Below are 6,551 nucleotides of genomic sequence, written 5' to 3' on the forward strand. Positions count from 1 at the left end.
GAGCGCAGGCAGAACTCCCGCCAGCCCGCGTCGTCGGCCGCCGCACTCAGCACCACCTTGTCCGCGGTCCACTCGGCGCGCTCCAGCCCGTCGCGACCGACCCGGCCCGGGTTCACCGCCCGCAGCCGGTTCGACAGGGCGGCGACCAGTTCGGCGGTGACCATCGCCACCGGAGCACCGGCGTCCACACCGACCACCGCGACCACCACCTCCGGCGCCGGCGGGCGCGGGATCGCCGGCGGCGGCATCTGGTGCAGCCGGGTGGCCAGCACCCGGACCAGCGCACCGAGCACCGCCGCATCGGCGATCCGGTCGAAGTGCGCCTTGGCGATTCGCACCAGCGTGGTGTCGCGCACCGCCCGCACCGCAGCAGACCGCGGCGCATCGATCAGCAGTCCCAACTCGCCGACGACCTCGCCGCGGCCCAACTCGGTGACCACGATCTGCCGCCGGCGGTGGTTCCGCAACACCTGCAGGCGGCCGCTGCGCACCACATAGAGCGAGTCGGCCGGCTCGCCCTGACGGAACAGGTACGAACCCGCCGTCAACTCAACCTGCTCGGCGTGGTTTCGCAGCTCGGCCAGGGCCACCGCGTCCAGGCCGGCGAAGAGCGGCAGGTTGCCCAGCAGGTCGGTCTCCCCGTTCGGGGACGGTGCCGGTTGAGCGGCCGCGTGCTGGGGGGCATGCCGCGGCATCAGCGGGTCGACGTGCGGCACCGGCGCAGCCTCGTCCGCCTCCACGGCCGCCCGTGGGGCGCGGCCCAGCAGCACCCCGGTGACCGCGACGGCCAGAAAGCAGACCGCGGACAGCGTCCAGCCCCGCCGGAGCGCCTCCTCGGCCGCGCCGCGGGCCGGCGTCCCGACCACGACCACCAGCAGCGCAATGCCGATCACGGCGCCGAGCTGGCGGGTGCTGCTGATCACCGCCGCCGCGGTGGCGTAGCTGCCCCCGGCGGCCAGACCGGCCAAGGCGGCACTGCCCAGCACCGGCAACGTGGCGCCGACCCCGATGCCCTGCAGCACCTGGCCGGGCAGCCACGCAGCCCGGAAATCCGGCGTGGACCCGACCCGCGTGAGGTACCACAGCAGGCTGCCGGCCCAGGTCAGCGCGCCGACGACGACGATCAGCCGGTAGCCGTGCCGGTCGGCGACCCGGCCGAGCACCGCCGCGACCACGGCGGCCACGAACGCGGCGGGCGCGATCGCCAGGCCGGCATACAGCAGCGAGTAACCCCACACGTAGTTCAGGAAGAAGACGTGGGTCAGCATGTAGGCATAGAACCCGGCGCTGGCGATGATCGTCAGCGCATTTCCGGCCACGAACGACCGGATGCGCAGGAACGCCGGCTCGATCAACGGGGCCGGGTGGTAACGCGAACTCACCATGAACCCGACCGTGGCGACCGCCCAGATCGCCAGCGACCCGATCACCGCCGGGCTGGTCCAGCCCCAATCCGCGCCCTTGATCAGGCCGAGCGTCAGGAAGCCGAGCGCCAGCGCCAGCAACGCCGCCCCGCGCAGGTCGGGCACCCGCCGCCGTCCGACGGCCCGGCTCTCCACCAGCCCCCGCCGGGCCACCAGCACCGCCACGACGCCCAGCGGAAGGTTCACCAGGAAGACCCATCGCCAGTTCGCCGCCTCCACCAGGGCACCACCGATCGGTGGGCCGAGGCCGGACGCGATCGCCGCCGCCGCACCCCACAGCCCGATGCCGTGCGCGCGGCGCGCGGCCTCGAACCCCTCGACGACCAGCGCGAGCGACGCCGGCACCAGGATCGCCGCGCCGAGACCCTGCAGCACCCGGAACGCCACCAACTGCCCGACGGTGGCGGCGGCCGCGCAGAGCGCCGACGCCGCGGTGAACAACACCACCCCGAAGATGAACGTCCGTCTCCGGCCGAGCAGATCGGCGAGCCGCCCGCCCGCCACCAGGAACGCCGCGAAGGCGATGTTGTAGGCGTTGAGCGCCCAGGACAGGCTGCCGATGTCGGTGTGGAAGTAGCGCTGGATGGCCGGGAAGGCGACGTTGACGATCGTGGAGTCGAGAAAAGCGAGGAAGGCGCCGAAGGCCGCGATCAGCAGCACCGCCATCGACGAGGGTTGGCGACGTCGGGTGATCGGGGCGCGCGGCTGGCGCCGTCGTCGGCTCGGCCTCACCGTGGCGTCGACCCGGTCGCTCTTCGATGTCCCCGCGTTCACCCTGCGAGTCTTGAGTTGGGTACCGAAGTCATTCGCCATGACCCATCTCCATTCAGTCCGCGATCGGCGGTCCTGTTGATGTCGCTCAAGACGATTGTCGCTGAACCGAGCCGATGCGTCCGGAGAACTCCCGACGTCGCCGGCACGTCCATGCGCCACGAACCGGCGCCGTCGTCCGGGCAGCGTTTACCCTGGTAGGCATCCCGGCAGCCAACGCTTCGAGAGGCACACCCCATGCACCGACGATCCTCGCGGGGTGTCCTCGTCGCGATCTGCGCGGTGCTGCTGCTCAGCGGCTGCGCACGAGTACTGGACGGCACGCCGACCTCGACCTTCGCCGACCCGTTCCGGGTGGCCGGTCTGGAGGCGTCCGACGGGCCCAACGGGCTGCGGCCCGACGCCCCGGTGCCCGACCGGGACGTCGAGCACACCGACGGCGGGCGGGTGGATCAGATCGCCGCGCAGTCGGTCAGCGACATCGAGGCGTTCTGGGGCGCCGCCTTCGCCGACACCTTCGACGGCAGCTTCCGCACGGTCAGCGAGCTGGTCTCCTGGGACGCCCGGGCGATGCGCGGGACCTTCTGCGAGAACAAAACGTTTCTGCTGGTCAACGCGGCCTACTGTTACCTGGACAATAGCATCGGCTGGGATCGCGGGGTGCTGTTGCCGGGGCTGCGCGGCAGCTATGGCGACATGGCCGTCAACATGGTGCTCGCGCACGAATACGGCCACGCGATCGCCAAGGGTGCCGGCCTGAGCAAACAGCGCGGCACCCCGACCCTGGTGGCCGAGCAGCAGGCCGACTGCCTGACCGGCGCCGACCTGCGCTGGGTGGCCCAGGGCGATTCACCGCGGTTCACCCTGGGCACCGGCGACGGACTCAACGCCGTGTTGGCCGCGATGCTGGTGCTGCGCGACCCGCCACTGGAGGCGGGTGCCGACAGCGGGGAGGCCGACGCGCACGGCTCGGCGTTCGAGCGGGTCTCGGCGTTCCAGTTCGGCTTCACCGACGGCGCGACGTCGTGCAAGGAGATCGACGTCGGCGAGATCGAGCAGCGCCGCCGCGACCTCCCGGTTCAGCTGCGGCACGACGAGACCGGCGAGCTGCCGGTGACCGAAGAGACGGTACGCATGGTGGTGGACGCGATGACCACGGTGTTCTCCCCCGCCGACCCGCCACAGGTCAGCTTCACCGGTGCCGACGTGTCGTGCGCCGGCGCCCGGCCGAGCCCGCCGGCGTCGTACTGCCCGGACACCAACACGATCGCCGTCGACCTGCCCGGGCTGCAACGGATGGGCACCGCCACCAAGGCCGACCTGAGGGTGAGCCTGTCCGGCGACAACACCGCCTACTCGGTGGTGGTGTCGCGCTACCTGCTCGCGGTGCAGGCACAGCGCGGCGGGCTGGCGCTGGACAGCGCCCAGGCGGCGTTGCGCACCGCCTGCCTGACCGGGGTCGCGACCGCCCGGATGTCCCAGGGGGTGCCGACCTCGGACGGGCAGAGTTTCGCGCTGAGCGCCGGCGACCTGGACGAGGCGATCGCCGGCCTGCTGACCAACGGCCTGGCCGCCAGCGACGTCAACGGTGAATCGGTCCCGGCCGGTTTCTCCCGGATCGACGCGTTCCGCACCGGGGTGCTCGGCAACGAGGAGCGCTGCCTCAGGCGCTTCCGGTGAACCCGATGGCCGGGGGCGCGGCCGCCGGCCGATGTCTGGCTCCCGCTCCGGACGACCTGGACCGGCTGGTGTCCGGCGTGCATCACGACCCGCACGCGGTGCTGGGCGCGCACGAGTACGGCGACCACACGGTGATCCGGGCGTTCCGGCCGGGGGCCGAGAGCGTGGTCGCGCGGGTCGGCGGTGAGCGGTTCGAGATGCGGCGCCTGGATCGCGGATTGTTCGGCGTGGCACTGCCGTTCGTCGATCTCCTCGACTACCGGCTGGAGCTGCGATACCCCGCCTCGGGCGACCCCCGCGTGGTGGCGGACGGATACCGCTTCCTGCCCACGCTGGGCGAGCTGGACCTGCATCTGATCGCCGAAGGCCGCCACGAGCGGCTGTGGCAGGTGCTCGGCGCGCATCACCGCTCGTTTACCACCGCCGACGGCGTGGTGACCGGGGTGTCGTTCGCGGTCTGGGCGCCCAACGCCACCGGCGTCGCCCTGATCGGCGACTTCAACGGCTGGCACGGCACCGACGCGCCGCTGCGGGTGCTCGGCTCGTCGGGGGTGTGGGAGCTGTTCTGGCCGGGCTTTCCGGCCGACGGGCTGTACAAGTTCCGGATCCACGGCGCCGACGGCGTCGTCACCGAACGTGCCGACCCACTGGCGTTCTGCACCGAAATCCCGCCGCGCACCGCGTCGCGGGTAACCGCCGGCGGCTACCGCTGGGGGGACGCCGCCTGGATGAGCCGGCGCGTCGGACGCAACCCGGCGGACGAGCCGATGAGCATCTACGAGGTGCACCTGGGTTCCTGGCGCAGCGGGCTGGACTACCGACAACTGGCGGTACAACTCACCGACCACGTGGTCGCACACGGGTTCACCCACGTCGAGCTGCTGCCGGTGGCCGAGCATCCGTTCGGCGGGTCGTGGGGCTACCAGGTCACCTCGTACTACGCACCGACCGCGCGATTCGGCCGCCCGGACGACTTCCGGGCGTTGATCGACGCGCTGCACCGGGCCGGTGTCGGGGTCATCATGGACTGGGTCCCGGCCCATTTCCCGAAAGACTGCTGGGCGCTGGGCCGGTTCGACGGCACCCCGCTCTACGAGCATTCCGATCCGCGCCGCGGCGAGCAACCCGATTGGGGAACCTATGTTTTCGACTTCGGCCGTCCCGAGGTGCGCAACTTCCTGGTGGCCAACGCCCTGTACTGGCTGACCGAATTCCACGTCGACGGCCTGCGGGTGGACGCGGTGGCGTCGATGCTCTACCTCGACTACTCCCGGCGCTACGACGACTGGAGCCCGAACGCGCACGGCGGCCGGGAGAACCTCGAGGCGGTGCGGTTCCTGCAGGAGCTGAACGCGACGGCGCACCGAGTCGCCCCGGGCAGCGTGCTCATCGCCGAAGAGTCCACCTCGTGGCCGGGGGTCTCCCGGCCGACCGAGCTCGGCGGCCTCGGCTTCGCCATGAAATGGAACATGGGCTGGATGCACGACACCCTCGACTACCTCGGGCAGGACCCGGTGCACCGCAGCTACCACCACCAGAAGGTGACGTTTTCGATGCTGTACGCCTACACCGAGAACTACCTGCTGGCGATCAGCCACGACGAGGTGGTGCACGGCAAAGGCACCCTGTGGGAGCGGATGCCCGGCGACGAGCACGCCAAGGCCGCCGGCGTGCGCGGCCTGCTCGCCTACCAGTGGGCACATCCGGGCAAACAACTGCTGTTCATGGGCCAGGAGTTCGGGCAACGGGCCGAGTGGTGCGAGCAGCGCGGCCTGGACTGGTTCCAGCTCGACGAAGACGGCTTCTCCACCGGAATCCTGCGGTTGGTCGGTGACCTCAACTCCCGCTACCGCAGTCGGCCCGCGTTGTGGAGTCAGGACAGCAGTCAGACCGGCTATGCGTGGATCGACGCCAACGACTCCACCAACAACGTGCTGAGCTTCCTGCGTTGCGGAGCCGACGGTTCCGTGCTGGCGTGCGTGTTCAACTTCGCCGGAGTCACACACACCGACTATCGGATCGGCCTGCCGTCCGGCGGCCGGTGGCGAGAGGTGCTCAACACCGATGCGCGCGACTACGGCGGCGCCGGCACCGGCAACCTCGGTGGCGTCGACGCCGCCGCGACGCCCTGCCACGGCCGCCCGGCGTCGGCGGTGCTGGTGCTGCCCCCGCTCTCGGCGCTCTGGCTGGAGCCGTGCTGATCCGCCGGCTACCGGCCGGCTACAGGTCGGCGGAGGAGTCGGCGGTGAACCAGCGATCGGGCCGGATGGTGAACAGCACGCTGCTCTGCCCGTCCATCCGGGCGACGAAGTCCCGCCCGCCGGCCTCGCCGAGATAGCGGATCGCGATCGCTTCCCGGGCCTCGACGGGCGAGGGGGTGGTGGCGTCGATCACGGTGCCCTCGACGACCACATACTGGTACGGCAGATCTTCGCGCTGGACCACCAGGCTCACCGCGCCGGCCCGGTCGATGAGCCGGGCTTTGCGGCGGTTGGCGCCGGTGTTGATCCGGATGTTGCCGCCCGGCACGTAGTCGTACCAGATCGGCACGCTGGCCGGTGGACGGCCGTCGTCGGCGGCGGAACCTGTCAACCTGAATGAGGCACCGTTGCGCGGTATTTACTGAGTGGTCTCCTCTGGTTGATCGGGTCGGTTGATCCACGAGGACTCGGGGAT

4 protein-coding genes are annotated in these 6,551 nt (G+C 71.2%); 2 read left to right on the plus strand and 2 right to left on the minus strand.

What is annotated here, in order from left to right; translation table 11 throughout:
- Window positions 1-2,090, minus strand: a 2,090-nt coding sequence (locus AC2VNT_RS05310; RefSeq protein WP_486945858.1) for an MDR family MFS transporter, incomplete at its 3' end; no start/stop codon positions are given.
- A 342-nt stretch (window positions 2,091-2,432) separates the two neighbouring features.
- Between AC2VNT_RS05310 and AC2VNT_RS05315 the strand changes: the two genes are divergently transcribed.
- Window positions 2,433-3,875 (plus strand): neutral zinc metallopeptidase, encoded by a 1,443-nt coding sequence (locus AC2VNT_RS05315; RefSeq protein WP_486945859.1) that lies wholly within the window; start codon window positions 2,433-2,435, stop codon window positions 3,873-3,875.
- Window positions 3,876-3,880: 5 nt separating this feature from the next.
- The gene (gene glgB, locus AC2VNT_RS05320; RefSeq protein WP_486945861.1) at window positions 3,881-6,076 is read left to right on the plus strand and encodes a 1,4-alpha-glucan branching protein GlgB; all 2,196 of its coding nucleotides are present in this window, start codon (window positions 3,881-3,883) and stop codon (window positions 6,074-6,076) included.
- Between the two features lie 19 nt (window positions 6,077-6,095).
- Here glgB and AC2VNT_RS05325 read toward each other — a convergent pair whose 3' ends face one another.
- Window positions 6,096-6,467, minus strand: a complete 372-nt coding sequence (locus AC2VNT_RS05325; RefSeq protein ID WP_486945860.1) for a pyridoxamine 5'-phosphate oxidase family protein — start codon at window positions 6,465-6,467, stop codon at window positions 6,096-6,098.
- Window positions 6,468-6,551 lie beyond the last annotated feature (84 nt).

The sequence above is a fragment of the Mycobacterium sp. TH-M15 genome (assembly GCF_057473705.1).

What these genes read in the sequence shown, in the direction of transcription:
- AC2VNT_RS05315 (WP_486945859.1), top strand. Translation starts at nt 2,433, where the DNA reads ATGCACCGACGATCCTCGCGGGGTGTCCTCGTCGCGATCTGCGCGGTG.
- glgB (WP_486945861.1), top strand. Translation starts at nt 3,881, where the DNA reads ATGGCCGGGGGCGCGGCCGCCGGCCGATGTCTGGCTCCCGCTCCGGAC.